Origin of the sequence: Breoghania sp. JC706 (assembly GCF_037026715.1) — a bacterium.
In the GTDB taxonomy this organism is placed as follows: Bacteria; Pseudomonadota; Alphaproteobacteria; order Rhizobiales; family Stappiaceae; genus Breoghania.
In genome coordinates, this window is sequence record NZ_JBANCG010000016.1 from 1 (window position 1) to 18,056 (window position 18,056).

At 65.7% G+C, this 18,056-nt stretch carries 12 protein-coding genes and 2 tRNA genes; 3 read left to right on the forward strand and 11 right to left on the reverse strand.

Features of this window, described 5'->3' with window-relative positions; all coding sequences use genetic code 11:
- Nucleotides 1–384: 384 nt before the first annotated feature.
- The 5 genes from V2L18_RS22490 to V2L18_RS22510 all read right to left on the reverse strand — a co-directional run bounded on the left by V2L18_RS22490 (nt 385) and on the right by V2L18_RS22510 (nt 5,517).
- Nucleotides 385–461 (reverse strand) — tRNA-Pro (locus V2L18_RS22490).
- Nucleotides 462–505: 44 nt separating this feature from the next.
- Nucleotides 506–1,849, reverse strand: a complete 1,344-nt coding sequence (locus tag V2L18_RS22495) for an O-antigen ligase family protein (RefSeq protein ID WP_336180597.1) — start codon at nt 1,847–1,849, stop codon at nt 506–508.
- Nucleotides 1,846–3,393 carry an undecaprenyl-phosphate glucose phosphotransferase gene (locus tag V2L18_RS22500; RefSeq protein WP_336180598.1) on the reverse strand — a complete coding sequence of 516 codons (1,548 nt, stop codon included), beginning with the start codon at nt 3,391–3,393 and terminating at the stop codon, nt 1,846–1,848. The genes V2L18_RS22495 and V2L18_RS22500 overlap by 4 nt, the downstream gene beginning before the upstream one ends.
- A gap of 162 nt (nt 3,394–3,555) precedes the next feature.
- A complete protein-coding gene (locus tag V2L18_RS22505; protein WP_336180599.1) occupies nt 3,556–4,806 on the reverse strand; it encodes a glycosyltransferase family 4 protein in 1,251 nt (416 codons plus the stop codon).
- A gap of 153 nt (nt 4,807–4,959) precedes the next feature.
- Complete coding sequence (locus V2L18_RS22510; RefSeq protein ID WP_336180600.1) at nt 4,960–5,517, reverse strand: polysaccharide biosynthesis/export family protein; 558 nt, start codon at nt 5,515–5,517, stop codon at nt 4,960–4,962.
- A gap of 227 nt (nt 5,518–5,744) precedes the next feature.
- On the opposite strand from V2L18_RS22510, the gene V2L18_RS22515 reads away from it, so the two are divergent.
- Nucleotides 5,745–7,856 carry an exopolysaccharide transport family protein gene (locus V2L18_RS22515; RefSeq protein ID WP_336180601.1) on the forward strand — a complete coding sequence of 704 codons (2,112 nt, stop codon included), beginning with the start codon at nt 5,745–5,747 and terminating at the stop codon, nt 7,854–7,856.
- A gap of 1,327 nt (nt 7,857–9,183) precedes the next feature.
- Here the strand turns inward: V2L18_RS22515 and V2L18_RS22520 are convergent.
- The 6 genes from V2L18_RS22520 to V2L18_RS22545 form a co-directional block, all read right to left on the reverse strand.
- Complete coding sequence (locus V2L18_RS22520) at nt 9,184–10,413, reverse strand: FtsX-like permease family protein (RefSeq protein ID WP_336180602.1); 1,230 nt, start codon at nt 10,411–10,413, stop codon at nt 9,184–9,186.
- A complete protein-coding gene (locus V2L18_RS22525) occupies nt 10,410–11,105 on the reverse strand; it encodes an ATP-binding cassette domain-containing protein (protein ID WP_336180603.1) in 696 nt (231 codons plus the stop codon). Before V2L18_RS22525 ends, V2L18_RS22520 begins: the two co-directional genes overlap by 4 nt.
- A gap of 247 nt (nt 11,106–11,352) precedes the next feature.
- Entirely contained in the window at nt 11,353–11,781 is a 429-nt protein-coding gene (locus tag V2L18_RS22530; RefSeq protein ID WP_336180628.1) for a hypothetical protein, read from the reverse strand.
- Between the two features lie 202 nt (nt 11,782–11,983).
- A complete protein-coding gene (locus tag V2L18_RS22535; RefSeq protein WP_336180604.1) occupies nt 11,984–13,489 on the reverse strand; it encodes an alkaline phosphatase in 1,506 nt (501 codons plus the stop codon).
- A gap of 534 nt (nt 13,490–14,023) precedes the next feature.
- A complete protein-coding gene (glnA, locus tag V2L18_RS22540; protein ID WP_336180605.1) occupies nt 14,024–15,433 on the reverse strand; it encodes a type I glutamate--ammonia ligase in 1,410 nt (469 codons plus the stop codon).
- Nucleotides 15,434–15,627: 194 nt separating this feature from the next.
- On the reverse strand, nt 15,628–15,966 hold the full coding sequence (locus V2L18_RS22545) for a P-II family nitrogen regulator (protein ID WP_107990266.1): 339 nt from the start codon (nt 15,964–15,966) through the stop codon (nt 15,628–15,630).
- A gap of 410 nt (nt 15,967–16,376) precedes the next feature.
- On the opposite strand from V2L18_RS22545, the gene V2L18_RS22550 reads away from it, so the two are divergent.
- Nucleotides 16,377–17,933 carry an NAD(P)H-hydrate dehydratase gene (locus V2L18_RS22550; RefSeq protein ID WP_336180606.1) on the forward strand — a complete coding sequence of 519 codons (1,557 nt, stop codon included), beginning with the start codon at nt 16,377–16,379 and terminating at the stop codon, nt 17,931–17,933.
- A 37-nt stretch (nt 17,934–17,970) separates the two neighbouring features.
- A tRNA-Leu gene (locus tag V2L18_RS22555) sits at nt 17,971–18,054 on the forward strand.
- Nucleotides 18,055–18,056: the final 2 nt, after the last annotated feature.

Sequence of the window (18,056 nt, forward strand, 5' to 3'; positions counted from 1 at the left end):
GGATATGCTGTTCCTGCGGCAGACCCGAAAAGGTGCGGAGGTCATGAAAGGCAGGATGATCACCGTATTCCTCACGGCCGCGATGACGGCGATCATTGCGGCCGTGTGGCGGGGTTCAAGGGGGCGGTGAAGTGAAACGCTGAGCGGTCCGCACCCATTCGGCGGCGGCGGATTGGAACGCATTAATCCGTCGGTTGGCTCCGGTTGCGATCATGTCGGAACAGGTCGGCCAACCGCGCGGTGCGGTGCTTGTGGATCCGAAAACGTGAGCAAACAGGCGGTGTCGATTGCCAGAGCCGTGAGGTCGAAGTGAGGGATTTGGTTCACGTGAACCAAGGCGCGCTTTACACGCGCAACAAATATATTTGATTTTATTGGAAAAAATGGTCGGAGCGGCGGGATTCGAACCCACGACCCCTTGACCCCCAGTCAAGTGCGCTACCAGGCTGCGCTACGCTCCGACGGGATCTCTCCTAACCGCTTCGCTTCGCGCGCGCAAGGCCGTTCACGCGCTGCCTGTGCGAAACTCACCGCTGGTTGCGCCTGCCGTCCCGTTGTGAACCCGCGCGGCGCGGGCCTTACGGCTCCTTGCGCGGTGGGCTGCCTCCTGCGCGATCAGGCCCCAGGCAAGCCCGATCAGCAGGAAGTTGTGGCGCCAGTGGTCCATGTCGATCACCAGCGCGTTGAGGGCGTGGCCGACAAGCGTCAGGAACAGCGCGATGGCGATGCCGCGCGTGGCGCGCGGCTGGAAGATCAGCGGGAACAGGAACCCGAGCGTGCACGCCATCAGAACCGGCCAGGCGATGCCGCCGATCCAGCCATAGGCCATGAACGACTTCAGGTACATGTTGTGCGGGTCTTCGGTGAAGGTCTTGTAGAATTGCAGCGGACCGATGCCGAGCGGGCGCTCGCCGGCCAGCAGGAAGCCCAGCACGTGCCGGGCGAAACGGCCCAGATGCGAGCTGTCGTAGGATTGCACCAGCTCCGCGCGCTCCGCGAACAGCGTGCCCACCGAGGAGGTGTGCAGCGCAACGACCAGCGCAAGGGCAACCATCAATGCACCGACCACCGCGAGCGCGACGATGCGCAGGCGCACCAGCGGGTTGCGCTCGTTGGCGAAGACCAGCAGGCCGACGCCGCATAACGTGAAGGCGGTCATGCCCCAGGTCGCGCGCGAGAACGACAGAAACAGGCCCGCCAGCAGCACGAAGAGCAGGGCGCCCGCCACCAGGCCCTTTCTGAGCGGCTGCATCAAGACGGTATAGGCGAGCCATGTGGCGGGGAAGATCAGGAAGGGGCCGAAGACGTTGGGGTCCTGGAAGGTGCCCTTGGCGCGGCCGTAGAGAGTGAAGAGCCCGTTCGCTCCCGGCAAAAGGCCGAAATAGCCGACGATACCGGCAAGCGCGGCCAGCACCGCGCCGGCCACGTAGCCGCGCACGATGGCGTTCAGCATCCTCTCGCTGCGCGCGGTGACCGCGGCGTAGAAGATGGCGGAGACGATCAGGTAGCCGGTCGTCGCCATGTACATGGGGGAATTATCGAAGCCCGGCACCTGGGTGGAGGAGAGGATGCCGCCGGAAATGTAGACCAGCAGCAGGATCACCATCGGCGCGATGGCGCGCGGCAGCGGCAGGCCGCACAGGAAGGCGATGCCGGCGACGGCGACGACGAGGAGGTCGTAGGGGGCCGGCTCGTCGATCACGAAGAAACCGGAAAAGGCACAAAGCCACAGCGCCGCCGCCCCGATGAGGGACAGCGGCAGGATGCCGTTCAGGGAGACTTTCGGTTCGTGGCGCCGCAGGGCCGCGCGAGGCGCGCGCAGTCCGCCGCCGCCCGCGATGTCGCTCAAAAGGCGTTCTCCGTGTTGAACAGGCGGAAGGGCGTGAGGAACAGGATGTAGAGATCGAGCCAGAGCGACCAGTTCTCGATGTAGTAGAGATCGCTCTCGATGCGGCGGCGGATCTTGTCCGGCGTGTCGCATTCGCCGCGCCAGCCGTTGATCTGGGCCCAGCCGGTGACGCCGGGCTTGACCTTGTGGCGGGCGAAGTAGCCGTCGATGACCTGATCCCACAGCTTGTCGTTGGTGTTGGCGCCAAGCGCATGCGGGCGCGGGCCGACGAGCGAGAGCTCGCCGCGCATGACGTTGAAGAGCTGGGGCAGCTCGTCGATCGAGGTCTTGCGGATGAAGCGGCCGACGCGGGTGACGCGCGGGTCGTCGCGGGTCACCGCCTTGCGGGCCATCAGGTCTTCCTGATCGACATACATGGAGCGGAACTTCAGGACCTCGATCACCTCGTTGTTGAAGCCGTAGCGCTTCTGCCTGAACAGCACGGGGCCGCGGCTGGTCATCTTCACCGCCAGTGCTGTCGCTGCCATGACCGGCGACAGCAGCACGATGGCGATGCTCGCGAAAAGGAGATCGAAGGCGCGCTTGCAGATGGCATCCCAGTCGGTGATCGGCTTGGAGAACATGTCCAGCAAGGGCACGCGGCCGATGTAGCTGTAGGAGCGCGGGCGGAAGCGCATCTTGTCGGAATGGGCCGAGAGACGAATGTCGAGCGGCAGCACCCAGAGCTTCTTCAAAAGCTGGAGGAGGCGTTCCTCGGCGCGCAGCGGAATGGAGACGATGAGCAGGTCGATCCGCGTCAGGCGCGCGAATTCCACCAGTTCGGCGATGGTGCCGAGCTTGGGATAGCCGGCGACGACGGGGGGCGAGCGGTCGTCGGAGCGGTCATCGAAGATGCCGCAGATGCGGATGTCGTTGTTGGCCTGGGATTCCAGCTCGTTGATCAGTTCGGCCGCCGGCTGCCCGCCGCCGACGATGATCGCGCGCCGTTCCAGCCGTCCGTCGTCGGCCCAGCGGCGCACCAGCGCCGCCAGCACCGCGCGCGAGGCGACGAAAAAGACGAGGCCGCCGGCATACCAGGCGGCGAACCAGACGCGGGAATAGACGTTGCCGAGCTTGGCGAAGAACAGCACGAGCGCGAAGAAGGCGAAGACGATCGTCCATGCCGCGAAGATGCGGGCGAGCTGGGCGATGTAGGAGCGGAAGGCGGAGAGCTGGTAGCCATCGGCGGCCTGAATCAGCCCGATCGCAAGAAGCGCGCCGACAAAGAGGGGGGCGGCGTAGTAGAGGCCCGGCGTGCCCGGATAGACATAGCCGAAGTAGCAGCCGAGCCCGATGCCGATCAGCGCCAGCCCCTCCAAGATGCGCACGATGGAGGACAATACGGAGAGCGAGATCTGCCGACCGGCCAGAAGGCTGGCCACCTCCTGCGCCCGCGGGCTCAGTTCCACCTTCGTGCGGACGCCCGGTTCCTCCTGAAGCTCTCCGGCATGCGACTGGATCGCCCGTCGGAACCGGTCCTGAAAATCGTTGTTCGCCACGTTCATCCCTGATGTCCCCCAAACCGGTTGCCGCCCGCTTCCCCTGGGCAGTCGCCGGTACTATCCCCGGAGCAACGCCTCCTCAGGCGCTCTTGCGCGAGGGGCGTTGTCCGATTTCTTGATCCGGGCGCGGTTTCCCGCCTTTGCGGCGGACTGCGCTCTCGTTCTTCAGCCGTGTGTTCCGTCCGCCATGAGCTTTGCCGCGCTGGATTGACCGCGCGGTGCGGGAACTTCCGCGTCCACGGAAAAGCCAGAAGCCCCAAAAACCTCAGGCGCTTCCACCTTGACACCGCCTTCGGCATAGAGCGCCAGAACGGCGCGCGACATGCGGGCGAGCGAAAAGCCCTCCTCGAGATGCGCGCGACGGGCGGTCGCCTTGTTGCGGGCGGTTATCGGGTCGTGAAGCGCAAGCTGCATCGCGCTTGCCAGTGCCGGCGCGTCGCCGGGGGCGACCAGATCCTCTTCGGCTCCGGCAAAGATCTCGGGTATGCCGCCGACGCGGGTCGCGATCACAGGCCGTCCGGCGGCCATTGCCTCCAGCACGATGTAGGGCAGCGATTCCGCGCGCGAGGGGATCACCACCGTGCGCGCCATGGCAAAGGCCTCGCGTGCGGGGATGGGCTCATGGAAGGCGACCGCGTCGCCGAGGCCGAGGTCGTTCGCCATGTCCCGATAGCGCGCGCGGTCGGCGCCCGGGCCGATCATGTGGGCCGTCGGCGTGACGCCGCTCGCTTCGCCGATGGCGGTCAGTGCCAGCAGAAACAGGTCGGGGCCCTTCAGGTCGCGGAACTCGCCGATGAAAAGGAAGTCGCGTGCGTCCGGGGCGGGCTCAACGGGAATGAATTCATCCGGCTTCAGGCCGTTGTGAATGACGTGATGGGCGATGCGTGGCACGTGTACCTTGCGGGCGTAGGCATCGGCCTCGTAGTGCGAGACGAAGCAGATGCCGTCGCACAGGCGCTCCAGCGTTCGCTCCGCAGCGAAGTAGAGCCTGCCGGCGGCCCCGCTTGCGGGATAGTGCAGCGAGCCGCCGTGGGGCGAATAGAAGCGACGGGTACCGATGCCTGCTCCGCGCAGCAGGGTGCCGAGAATGCGCGCATATGTGCCGCCCTTGGCGCCGTGGCCGTGCAGCACGTCCGGCGCCATGGCCTTCAGGTCGCGATAGGCGCGGCGCATGGCGAGAAGGTCGGCGGGCGCCGGCGTGCGGCGCATGGGAATGCGGACGAGCCCGAGCTCGAGATCGCCGGCGAGATGGTCGAGCCGCATTTCCGCAAAGTCGCCGCCGGTGGAAGCGTCGCAGATGAGGCCGATCGCGTGACCTTCCGCACGCTGGGCGGCAATGAGATCGCAGACGTGGCGGAAGGCTCCCCCCACCGGCGCACGAAGACAATGCACGATCCGCAGCGGATGCGCTGGCATGAGACGGCTCCTGATCAGGTCGTCGGCACTGCCGGCCCTTCGGGCTTCAGGCGTGTCGATAGACGCTCTCCTGTCAGGAAAGAAGACTAATGCCGGAAGATGAGTCCGCAGTTAACAGGACAATTTGTCCATGTCACAAGCAACGAGTGTCGCTCAGAAGAGACGTTCGCGGACATAGACCGTGTCGCCGGGGCGAAGCGGGTCGGAAAGCGGCACGCGACCGGTCATGATCTTGCCGTCGATCTGGCGTGTCACGTCGACATCCGCCTGCTGGGCGCGCGGGCTGAAGCCGCCGGCGATCGCCACCGCCGTCTGTGCCGTGAGGCCGGCGACGTAGGGGTACTGGCCGGCGTTCAGGACCTCGCCCATGATGAAGAAGGGGCGGTACTGATCGACTTCCACCGAGACATCGGGATCGCGCAGGAAACCGCGCGAAAGCCTTGCTTCAAGCGCGCTTTCGAGCTCTTTCGTGGTCTTGCCGCGGGCTGGCACGTCGCCGATCAGCGGCATGGAGAGGGTGCCGCCCTGATCGATCGTGTAGGTGGTGGAAAGCTCATTCTGGCCGAAGACCACGATGCGCAGGCGGTCGCCGGAATCGAGACGGTACGGCTCGGTCAGCACGTCATGAAAGGCTGCCGGCGGACGGCGGTAGCTACTGCATCCGGCGATGAGCACGGACAGGCCGACAAGGACGATGACCAGGGCACGCATATGCTGAATTTTCCCTATTCCCACTTGGTCCAGAATTCACGGATTAGGGTTAATGGCGGGTAAAGACCAGCTGCGAAACAGGGAATTTTCGTATGTCGTATTCGAAGTTCTTTACAATGTATTAATTGGCATTCTTGCGCATATCTTCGCCTTTAACATTCCGCTTACCTTAACAGACTAGAAATACGGGGAGTGAATCAGAGCTATCGGGCAGGAGTATCGCGCCAATGGCCAGGGAGTACCGCGGGGCAGAGGACGAGGTCTCGGTCGACGTCGCGGCGTTGGGGCGTGCCTTGTGGCGTGCCAAGCGCTGGTTGGCGCCATTGGTGCTGGTCGCGGCGGTGGGAACTTTCGGCGCCTTGCAGATGGTCACGCCGAAGTATCGCGGCCAGGCGAAGATCCTGATCGAAAGCCAGGCCTCGATCTATCCCGGCGTTGAGCGCAACACCGAGGGTGAGCGCGCCATGCTCGACCAGGAGGGTGTCGCCAGCCAGGTCCAGCTGCTGAATTCCTACGATCTCGCGCGCCGCGTCGCCAACAAGCTGGAGCTTTCCAAGCGAAGCGAGTTCAACCCGTCCGCGCGCGACGGCGACAACCTCCTGCGCGATGCGTTGCGGCTTCTGGGCTTCGATCGCTCCGGCCGGCAGATCTCCGTGGAGGAGCGCGTTCTTGAGGCCTATTTCGACAATCTCGTCGTCTACCAGGTGGAAAAGACGCGGGTGATCGCGGTCGAATTCACCTCCCGCGATCCCGAACTCGCCGCGCGGGCCGCCAATACGATCGTTCAGGAATATCTGGACCTGCAGGCCGCGGCCAAGCGCGACAACACGGAAGAGGCGGCGGGCAGTCTCGGGCCGGAAGTGGCGCGCGTCAGGGCGGACGTGGAGACGGCAGAGCGCGCGGCTGAGGATTATCGCGCGGCCAACGACCTGCTGCTCGGCTCCAACAACGTGACGCTGGTGCAGCAGCAGCTCGCCGATCTCAACGCGCAGCTTGCGTCGGCGCGGGCGCAGAAGGCAGAGGTTCAGGCCAAGGCGGAGCAACTGCGCGCAATGCTGGGGCGCGGCACGCTCGATTCCGCTTCCGACGTGCTGAACTCGCCGTTGATCCAGCGGCTGCGCGAACGTCAGGTGGCGCTCAGGGCGCGGCTTGCTGAGCTTTCCACCTCGCTTCTTCCCAGTCACCCTGAATATCGCGCGACCCGGCGCCAGCTTTCCGATCTCGACAGCCAGATCGTGGCGGAGGGGCGCAAGATCCTTGCCGGGCTAGAGAACGACGTGCGGGTGGCGGAAAGCCGCGAAACATCACTGACCGCGAGCCTGAACCAGCTGAAGGTTCAGGTCGCACAGAACAACGATGCCCGCATCCGGCTGCGCGATCTTGAGCGCGACGCCAAGGTGAAGGGCGCGCAGCTGGAGGCGCTGCTGCAGCGCTACCGCGAGCAGGAAGTGCGGGTGAATGCCGTCGGCCTGCCCGCCGATGCGCGGCTGATCTCGCGTGCCAGCATTCCGCACAAGCCCTATTCCCCGCGCGTGGTGCCGATCACGGTGCTGGTGACGATGGCGGTCGCCGTTCTGGCCGTGGCGTTCGTGCTGATGCGGGAATTTTTGTTCGGGCAGGTTCTCGTGCGCGGCGGTGCGGGTTCGCAGGCGGAGGACGGCGAGGACGGGGACGAGATCGTTGCGGTGTTCGAGGCGCCGCAGGTGCCTGTCGCCCCGCTTTCGGATGTGGAAACGAGCCCGGCCGCCCTCTGGGCCCGGCTGATGGAACAGGAAACCCCACCCCAGTGTCTGGTGGTCGTCTCAACCGATGACGACGAGATGGCCAACCGCGCGGCGGTGGCGCTGCTGCGGGCGGCTGTGAGCGACAATTCCTGTCCGATCCTTGTCGAGACCTCGGCCGAGCCGCAGTTCGGCGAGCCGAAGGCGGGCGCGGAGGGAAAGCCGCGCGGCTTTGCCGACCTTCTGAGCGGCGAGGCTTCGTTCTCGCAGGTGATCGTGCGCGATCCGCGCTCGCGCGCCCACGTGATCGAGGGCGCCGGCAGGCCCCTGAGCGACCGGGAAGCGGCCTCGCCGATCTTCGACACGGTGCTGGAGGCGCTGGAGCACACTTACGATCACATCGTGATCGATCTTGGCCGGCTGACTTCTTCGATCGCCACGGCGAAGTTTCTCACCCATGCCGATCACGTGGTGCTGGTGGCCGGCGACCATTCCGGCGGCCCGCTGCTCGACCGGACCCGGCGGATGCTGGAAACGCGGACGCGTGCGGGCCTGTCGGTGCTCGCACCCGAGCGCCGCGAACGGCCCGCTACGGGCACGCGCGACATGGCGGCCTGAAAGGGCGTGCGGAATGATCGCTTCAAGGGGCGGGCTATTCCGGAGGTGGTCCTGAAGCGTTCGGAAAATCGGCTTTCCGCGTGACGTAATTTCCGTGCAGGCAAGCGGCTAGCCGGTTCAATCCGGCTTGATGAACCAATCTCCCCAGCGTCATTCCGGGCGCGCTGCAACGTGCAACGTTGCTGCGCAGATCCGGGATCTCGAGCGGCCGGCACCGGGGCCTGATCCCGGATCTGCGAAGCGGCACTTCGCACCGCATCGCGTCCGGGATGACACTGGAGGGATGTGTCGGAATGGCGGGATTTGGCAGTTGCTGGATCGACGGGTGGTGTGTGCGCCGTCAGACGACTCTGGAATGCGGGATTCCCGCCTTCGCGCGGACGAGACGCGGAAGGACGGCCCACGCTCCGTGGGTGTCCTGAGCTTCGCGGCTTTTCCCTGAGGTTTCTCGTTCCGTCATCACCGGCGAAGTCCGGGTGGTCCGGTACGCGCCGCGCACGCTGGGGGACCCGAAATGGATCGCCCGGCTCCGGCACATGATGCGGCGAAGGATCTTGGGGACGTCCCCAATGCGGGCAAATAGACGATCACAGGCGAGAGGGCGGGGCGCGGGAAGCATCCGGCACCGGCGCGCAAATGAAAAGCCCTGCGACGGGCGAGGTCGCAGGGCCTTTTTCCCAGTTGTCCGTGACTTTCGATACTTGCGCCGGCGTTCAACGCTCCAGGGCGCGGTCGTTGACGGACAGTCTCATCGGGTTTGAGATTTTGCAGCTCCGATGTTCGCTTTCGCACGCACGTTGCAGGCGGTCCTTCCGTCGAAGAAGCCTATGGGCCTTGTCCGCAAGTCTATGCGGCGCTCATTGGAAGCGCGCTCCCGTTTACCCATGCGTATTTCAAACGAACAACCTGTGCCACGAATATCGTTCAAGTTGTTCTTTGGATCGAATGATCTCAAGGGCGTTCGTTTCGCCTCAAGATCCTCAGCTGTTACTAGCCGGCGGTGTCATTTTTCTAGACCTCCCGCGTTCTCTCTATGGTTCTAACTTGGTCCTGATCGATCCGTTTGTCAATCGTGCGGGAACTACCGATTTCACTCCTGCGACACTTTGTGACCAAGAATAGTTATAAATGACGAGATCGCCGCGGCGCGGGGCGGGGGCGGAGCGGCGCGCGGGAGGCCCGGCAGCGCGTCAAAAAAAACGGGCGACCCGAAGGCCGCCCTGAAGTGATGCGGGTATGGTCACGATCCGCAATGAATCGGAACGAGGCGACTGTGCCCGAGGCCGATGACGGCCGGATGACAGGCCGGAGATCGTCGCACGAGACCTCAGCGCAACGCGTCGATGACGGGCTTGCGGTAGAGAAGTGCGGCGGGAACGGTCGCGACCGCCATGCCGATGGCGACGATGGCGGCGATGAGCCAAAGTTCCGCCGCGCCCACGGTGGCATCGAGTGCAATGCCCGTCTCGGCGGTGAAGGCGGCCGATACGGTTCCGGCAAGCCCCATACCGAGGCCGAGCCCGGCGAGCGCGCCCGCCGCAACGATGAGGGCGACATAGCTCCAGATGGTGAGGAAGATGAAGGCGCGCGGCGCTCCCAGCGCGCGGAGCACGGCAAACTGCACCCTGTAGAGCCTGAGCAGCACCATGACGCCTGCCAGGATCGCCACGATGACCAGCGCTTGTGTCGCCAGCGCCATGACGTTCATCAACTGGCGCATGTCGCCAAGAAGGGCATAGAGCTCGACCAGCACTTCTGCGGGAAAGAAGGCGGTGCTGTCCTGCGCCCGGTAGATGTTTCTGAGGCCATAGGCGGCGGCGACCGAATCCGGCTTCACGACGAGCGCCGGGACGCCGGGAAGCTCGCTCGGCACGTAGGGCGGGCCGACCTGTTCGGAACCCTTGCCGTGGCCGTTCGGCAGGTTGTGGAGCTCCCACGTCAGTTCCACCGGCACGACGATGGCCGTGTCCCACGGCGAGCCCGTCGGCGCCATGCGGCCGACGACGGTAAGCTCCGCGCCGTGCTCGTGATCGTGGCCGTGTTCGTCGCCGTCGCCGCCGAGTTCATCGTGGCCGTCGCCGTGGGTCGGGTGGAAGGTGTCGCCGAGCTTCAGCGGCGAGGCGTAGCCCACCACCGCCTCCTCGTGATCGGCGAAGACGCGGCCCTCGCTGAGCGCACCGCCGCTTAGGTGGGTGACGAAGGCGGGAACCGAGCCGACAATGGGGGCTCCGTCGTGGCTGTCGCCGAAGGCGATGGGAGCGACGATCTCGGCATGCGGCTCGGCGAAGGCGCGGGCGACGACCTCCGGTTTCAGCAGTTCGATGGACCCGGTGCGCAGGAAGACGGCCTTGAGCATGGCGTCGGTCTGGCTGCCTGGGGCGGCGATGACGAGGTCGAAGCGGTCGGCGGCGTGCGCGCTGCCGCGCTTCAGGGCGCGTTCCTGTGAAGTGATGGCGACGCCGAGGGCGACGGCCACGGCGATCAGCGCGACGAAAGTGAGCGTGGTCACCGGATTGCGGCGGAGCGTGGCGAGGACGAGGGGGAGCGGGTTCATCATGCCGGTATCTCCTCGCGCGAGAGCGTCTCTGTCAGATGGCCGCGCTCCAGATGGAGGACGCGGTCGGCGCGCGAAATGACGATCGGGTCGTGGCTGACGGCGAGAACCAGCCGGCCCTCGTCGCGGGCGAGCGCCTGAAGACGATCGGCGACGAGGCGAGAGGCCTCGGCATCGAGGCTCGCCGTCGGTTCGTCGGCGAAAATGGCCGGAGGGTCGAACAGCAGGGCGCGGGCGATGGCGGTGCGCTGCTGTTCGCCGCGCGACAGCATCGAGGCGTGGCGGCGGGCTGTCGGCACCTGCAGCGCTTCGAGCAGCATTTGGGCGCGCGCGGCGAGGGCGGCCCGGTCTGCGGTGCCGCCGAAACGGGTGGCGAGCGCGACGTTGGCGAGCGGCGAGAGTTCCGGGATCAGATGGAAGTCCTGGAAGATCAGGCCGACGGTCGCGCGGCGCCAGCGGTCGCGGCGGGACTCCGACAGGGCGTAGATGTCCTGTGCCTCGTGGCGCACGGTGCCGGTCGTCGGCGTCAGCAGGCCGCAGAGCGCATAGAGGAGGCTCGACTTGCCGGAGCCGGACGGGCCGGTGACGACGACGAGGCTTTCGCGGCCCAGCTCCAGTGCGGGCAGTTCCAGCACCGTGAACGGCCGGCCGCCGCCATCGCGGTAGCTGAGGGTGAGGTTTTCGATGGCGAACATGATGTTTGGGCCTTCTGGTCGGTGGTTGGAGCGAGGGTCTGCAAGGCCTCTCCACCGGGCGATGTCATTCCCGCGCAGGCGGTAATCCAGCAACCGCCGGTTTCGATGACGGATTGCCAAGGCTGGCCTCCGGGATTGCTGGATCCCCGCCTTCGCGGGGATGACATCCGGGGGGAGGGAGCGTTCATGCCCGTTTCCCTCTGCTCGTGAACAGATCTGGACCGGAACGACTGCCTTTGGTCACCGCTCACAACTTCTCGAACGAGGCGGAGGTGATGCGTACGCGGCTGACGAAGCCGATTTCGGTGTCGGTGTAGGTGCCGAGCGCCAGATTGCCGGAAACCTCGATCGGCACGTTGAAGGGCACCACGTCGATGATGTCGTCGGTGTAGACGACGAGAATGTCGTCGGGCCATTCCGCCTCGCTCTCGCAGAACGGGCATACGGCGAGGGGGCGGGAGGTGAGGACGAAGAACTTCGCCTGCGCCTTCAGGGGCGGCGCCATGTAGCCGCGCACGGCGACGGTCCGGTTCTCGTGTTCCTTCGCGTAGGGCGAGAAGGAGAGATCCTTGTTGTAGAGGTCGCGGATGCGCAGGAGATCGTCTGCGGCGCGCGCGGGCAGGGCGGCGAGAACAAGAGGGGCGGCTGCGGCTGCGAGAAACTGGCGGCGGTGCATTGTGGTCACGTCTCGATCGCTTGAATAAGCAACTCTCCGTCGTCATTGCCCGGCTTTGTCCGGGCAATCCAGTCGGAGGCGCGCCGGGTGGAGAGTGCTGGTTCCCCCGGGCTTCGCCGGGGGATGACGTTGGCGGTCATGGGGACGGAAGGCACGGGAACGAGCCCGAGAACCGGGCTCGTTCCACGATGTCGGCCGCCTGTTACTCGCCGTTGTGGGCGGCGTGGTTCATCACGTGGAAGATGTAGTTCTGTTCCACGGTGCCGTCGAAGAGGTGGGACCACGGGCCCTTGGCGTAGACCGCCACGTCCTCGCCCGAGTGGGTCTCGGAGGAAAGCGGGATCAGCGCCTGCTGGACGTAGTCCTTGTCCTCGACGATCTCCTCGTCGATGGCCGGACGCGAACCCGAATAGGTGCCGTCGTCCTGCTTCTTCAGGACCGAGCCGACGCCGTTCAGGTAGCCGATGACGGTGTAGGGCTTGCCGTCGTCGGCAAGAAGCGGCGCGGCGGCGTGCTTTTCGCCCTTGCCGTCGACGTCGTAGCACAGGCCGTTGATCGGCGAGCCGCGGCCGCAGTAGCCGTTGAAGGCGATCGCGTGCTCGTGGTCGGCGGTAACGATGATGAGCGTGTCGGCGTCGTCCGTCATCTCGTCGGCAAGCGCGATGGCATCGGCGAACGCCTTGCCGTCGGTCAGCATGCGCGCGCCGTTGCCGTCATGGTTGGCGTGGTCGACGCGGCCGGCCTCAATGTCGAGGTAGAAGCCGTTGCCGTTCTTCGACAGCTTCTTGATGGCCGCAGCGGTCATCTCGGCCAGCGACGGCTCGCCGGTGCGGTCGGCCTCGTATTTCATGTGGGAGGCCTCGAACAGGCCGATGACCGGCTTGTCGCTGTCGAGATCGAGCGCCTTGAAGGTGTCCTCGTTCCAGGCGTACTGGCCGCCGAGATCCTGGATTTCCTTGATGATGTTGCGCCCGTCGGTGCGCTTGCCGGACTTGCCTTCCTCGCCCTTGACGTCCTTGGGCAGGAAGTGGCGGCGGCCGCCGCCGAGTGCGATGTCGACGACGCCGGCCTTGATCTGGTCGAACAGCTGCGCGGCGATGTCCTTCTGGGCGGTGCAGCCCTCGGGCAGCTTGGAATCGTCTTCCCAGTCGCGGTTGGCGGTCTTGGCGTAGACGCCGGCCGGCGTCGCGTGGGTGATGCGCGCGGTGGAGACGACGCCGACCGACTTGCCTTCGCCGGCCACGATTTCAGCGAACGTCTTCAGCTCATGACCCGTCACGCCGGCGCAATCGCCATGGGCGACCGAGGGGTCGATGTTGATCATGCCGTTCTTCTGCTTCACGCCCGTGTTCATCGCGCCGGCGGTGGGCGCCGAATCGGGGGTCTGGCCGTTGGTGGTGTAGGTCTTCACCAGCGCCAGATGCGGGAAGGCTTCCTGCGGCTGGACGTATTCCGAACCCAGAAGGCCCTTCTGCTGGCCGGAGAACAGGCGCACGGCATAGTTGGTGCCGACACCCTGGCCGTCGGCGGTGAACAGGATGATGTTCTTCGCGCGGCGGGTGTTGGGCTGCTTGGCGAGATTGGCGGCGAGCGTGTCCTGGCCGACCTTGAACCAAGGACTGCCGGCCTGCGGCAGCGCATCCTGCGCGAGCGCGCCGGACGAGGCCACCGAGGCGCCGGCGACGAGCGCGGCGATGAAGAGCTTCATGTCGAATTTTCCCCGAATTGAATGCATGGATCGCCGGCCGGGCAAGGCGTCCGGCAGGCAACGGCAGATCGCTACAGCCGTCGGGTGACAGGCCGATGACGGTGGGGCAGAGGCCTGTGAAAAATGCGGGGGAAGTGGTGCGTGTTGGGGAGAGGCGCTTTGTGCGGCGCTGCTGCCGCACTGGTCGCGCGTAGGGAGCCTGTCGGCGCTTGTTGCGCTGGATCCCGGATCTCTCGATGCGCCTTGCGGCGCACTCGGTCCGGGATGACGGAGGAAAGATCGGGGGAACCGGCAAGAGTGAGGAGAGCCTCGGGCCTCGCAGCCCGCTCCCTCATCCTGAACCGAGCACGCCGTCAGACGTGTCGACAGATTCAGGATCCAGGGTTCAGTCGGCGCGAAAGCGCCGTCCATGGCTCTTTTCGATGGCTCCGCGCGCCGAGAGGCTGCGGTAACGGTGCGCCCGTCGCACATGAAAAAAGGGGCGCCTTGCGGCGCCCCTTCGATGCTTTTCGAGATAATCGCGTCCTGCGGAAATCAGCAGGAGTAGTACAGGTCGAACTCGACCGGGTGCGGGGTCATCTCGTAGCGCATGTTCTCTTCCATCTTCAGATCGATGTAGGCGTCGATCTGGTCGTCGTCGAACACGCCGCCGGCCTTCAGGAACTCGCGGTCGACGTCGAGGCTCTCAAGAGCCTCGCGCAGCGAGCCGCTGACGGTCGGGATGTCCTTCAGCTCTTCCGGCGGCAGGTCGTAGAGGTTCTTGTCCATCGCGTCGCCGGGATGGATCTTGTTCTTGATGCCGTCGAGGCCGGCCATCAGCATGGCGGAGAAGGCCAGGTACGGATTGGCGGAGGGATCCGGGAAGCGGACCTCGACGCGCTTGGCCTTCGGAGAGGAGGCCATCGGGATGCGGCAGGAAGCCGAACGGTTGCGCGAGGAGTAGGCCAGCAGCACCGGCGCCTCGTAGCCCGGGACCAGACGCTTGTAGGAGTTGGTCGAGGGGTTGGTGAAGGCGTTCAGCGCCTTGGCGTGCTTCAGGATGCCGCCGATGTAGTACAGGCAGGTCTCCGACAGGTCGGCATAGAGATTGCCGGCGAAGGCCGGCTTGCCGTCCTTCCAGATCGACTGGTGGACGTGCATGCCCGTGCCGTTGTCGCCGAAGACCGGCTTCGGCATGAACGTTGCAGACTTGCCGTAGGCGGCGGCAACCTGGTGCACCGCATACTTGTAGATCTGCATCTTGTCGGCCTGACGGGTCAGGGTGTCGAACTTCATGCCGAGTTCGTGCTGGGCAGCCGCCACTTCGTGGTGGTGCTTTTCGACCTCGATGCCCATCTCGGCCATCACGGTCAGCATCTCGGAGCGGTAGTCCTGGCCCTGGTCGATCGGCGGCACGGGGAAGTAGCCGCCCTTCGTGCGCGGACGGTGACCCATGTTGCCGGCCTCGTACTCGGAGCCGAGGTTGGTCGGCAGCTCCATGGAGTCCAGCTCGAAGCCGGTCTTGTAAGGCTCGGTGGAGAAGCGGACGTCGTCGAAGACGAAGAATTCGGCTTCCGGGCCGACGAAGACGGTGTCGCCGACGCCGAGCGTCTTGACGTAGGCCTCGGCCTTCTTCGCGGTCATGCGCGGATCGCGGTTGTAGGCCTCGCCGGAGGCCGGCTCCAGGATGTCACAGAAGATCGCCATCGTGGACTGCGCGAAGAACGGATCGATATGCGCAGATTCCGGGTCCAGCATGAGGGTCATGTCGGACTCGTTGATCGCCTTCCAGCCGGCGATGGAGGAGCCGTCGAACATCACGCCCTCGGCGAACATGTCCTCGTCGACGAGCGAGCAGTCCATGGTGACGTGCTGCATCTTGCCGCGCGGATCGGTGAAGCGCAGGTCAAGGAACTTCACGTCCTTGTCTTTGATCGTCTTGAGGACGTCGTTGGCAGTGCTCATTGGTACCTTCCTGGAATTCCTAAGGAGTGAGCGTTGGTGGTGGTCAGGCGTCGCGGCCCGGCAGGCGCCGGCAGTCTTTTGAGTGGTGCCTGCCTTCCGGCGGACGCAAATCAGAACTCTCGATGGCGGACGTATCGGATGACGGATGTCTTGACGACGGACTGTGGCCCGGAAGGGATCAGCCGGCGGCGGGATCAGATCGCGTCGTTGCCGGTCTCGCCCGTGCGGATGCGCACCGCATCCTCGATGTTGAGAACGAAGATCTTGCCGTCGCCGATCCGGCCGGTCTGCGCGGAGGTGCGGATCGCTTCCACCGCCTTCTCGACCAGATCGTCGGTCAGGACGATCTCGACTTTTACCTTCGGCAGGAAATCGACCACATATTCGGCGCCCCTGTAGAGCTCCGTATGGCCCTTCTGCCGCCCGAAGCCCTTGGCCTCGGTAACGGTGATGCCCTGCAGGCCGACTTCCTGCAGCGCCTCCTTCACTTCGTCTAGCTTAAAGGGTTTGATGATCGCTTCGATCTTCTTCATCGCCTCCCTTTCTCCGGGTCATGCTGGCGGATCCGGAAACAGTCCGGCCCATCCCTTCGCCCGGGTAGAAAGCAGGGTTCATGCCAATGGACCTGACGCGCCGTGAAAACGCGCAATGTCCCCGATTCCGCCTGAAATTCGAGCAGCTGCGCGGCACGGTATCAAGTCCGCGATGCGCGTGTATGGCTAATATGTAGGCAAAATGCCTAATAAATGGTCTGAAATGGGCAAAAACGACGGTGTCGCTGCGGCAGTTTCGCTCAAATGGTTATTGGAGGCGCGTCTCGGGTGCCGGCCGGGTGCGCGACCTGGTGCGCGGCGGCGCGACAGTCGTGGATTTTTCCACGCTCCGGCCGATAGGATGGTGGTGTGTACGGCGAACAAAGAATGAGCAGAGCGGACCACTCTTCATGCAACAGGTGCTGAGCGTTGCGGAAATGGGCGAGGCCGACCGGCGCACCATCGCCGGCGGGGTTCCCGGGATCGATCTGATGGAGGCGGCCGGGCGCGGCGTTGCGGATGCGGTGGCGGCGCGCCAGCCGCTTGGCCGGCGGATCGTGGTGCTGGCCGGGCCCGGCAACAACGGCGGCGACGGCTTCGTCGCCGCCCGCATCCTGCGCCGGCGCGGCTATCCCGTGACAGTCGCTCTTCTGGCGGACCCGGCAAGGCTTAAGGGGGATGCGCGGCTCGCCTTCGATGCGATGGTTCCGGAAGGCGGGGGCGGTGTGCGGCCGGAGATCGTGACGGCCGCGCCAGAACTCCCGGACCGGGCGGATGTGGTGATTGATGCCCTGTTCGGCGCCGGGCTCGACCGGCCGCTCGAGGGGACTGCGGGCGCCCTGGTGGAGGCGGTCAACGCGCGTCGGGCGGACAATCCGGAGATGTTCGTCGTCGCCGTCGATCTGCCGAGCGGGGTTTCGGGCGACAGTGGCGCTGTGCTGGGCGTCGCCGTCCGTGCGGACGTCACCGTCACCTTCTGCCGCAGAAAGCCGGGGCACCTGCTTTATCCGGGGCGGGGCCTGTGCGGACCGGTGCGTGTGATCGACATCGGCATTCCGGACAAGGTGGTGGCTCAGATCGCGCCGAAGACCTTCGTCAACGCAGCCGATCTGTGGCGCGGTGCATGGCACCCGCCTGCCGTCGAAGGGCACAAGTACGCGCGCGGGCACGCGGTGGTCGCGTCCGGTCCGGCCCATGCGACGGGAGCCGCGCGCATGGCGGCGGGGGCCGCGCTGCGCATCGGTGCGGGCCTCGTCACGCTCGCCTCTCCGCGCGAGGCCGTCGCGGTCAACGCAGCGCACCTGACCGCGATCATGATCCGTCCGGTCGACGATGCGGCCGCGTTTTCCGAATTGCTCGATGACCGCCGGTTCAATGCGGTCGTGGTGGGCCCCGGAATCGGCGTCGGTCAGAGAACGCGCGACATGGTGCGGGCCGCGCTGTCCGCGCCGCGGGAAGCGGAGCGCATCGTCGTGCTCGACGCCGATGCACTGACGAGCTTTGCGCAGGAGCCCGAGACGCTTTTTGCCGCGATCGCGGCCTCCACATGCCGGGGGGTGGTGCTGACGCCGCATGACGGGGAGTTTGCGCGGATCTTTCCCGATCTCGCCGACGGCGCCTCGCGGCTCGTCCGGGCGCGGGCGGGGGCTGCGCGCGCCGGTGCGACGGTGCTTCTCAAGGGGCCGGATACGGTGATCGCCGCACCCGATGGACGGGCGGCCATCAACGTCAACGCCACCGCGTGGCTGGCGACTGCCGGGGCCGGCGACGTGCTGGCCGGAATCATCGCCGGGCTCGGCGCGCAAAGGCTTTCGGCCTTCGACGCGGCGGCGATGGGGGCATGGTGTCACGGCGAGGCGGGGCGCATCGCCGGGGCGGGGCTGATCGCGGAAGATCTCGCGCCCTCGCTCAAGCCCGTGATCGAGCGGCTCGCAGCCGATTGTGACAGCGCGCCAGAGGACAATTGACTTCACCGCGTCAGTATGGGAGTACGACGCCGCCGATGCGGCTGTGGCGGAATTGGTAGACGCGCTTGGTTTAGGTCCAAGTGTCCCTGACGTGGGGGTTCGAGTCCCTCCAGCCGCACCATG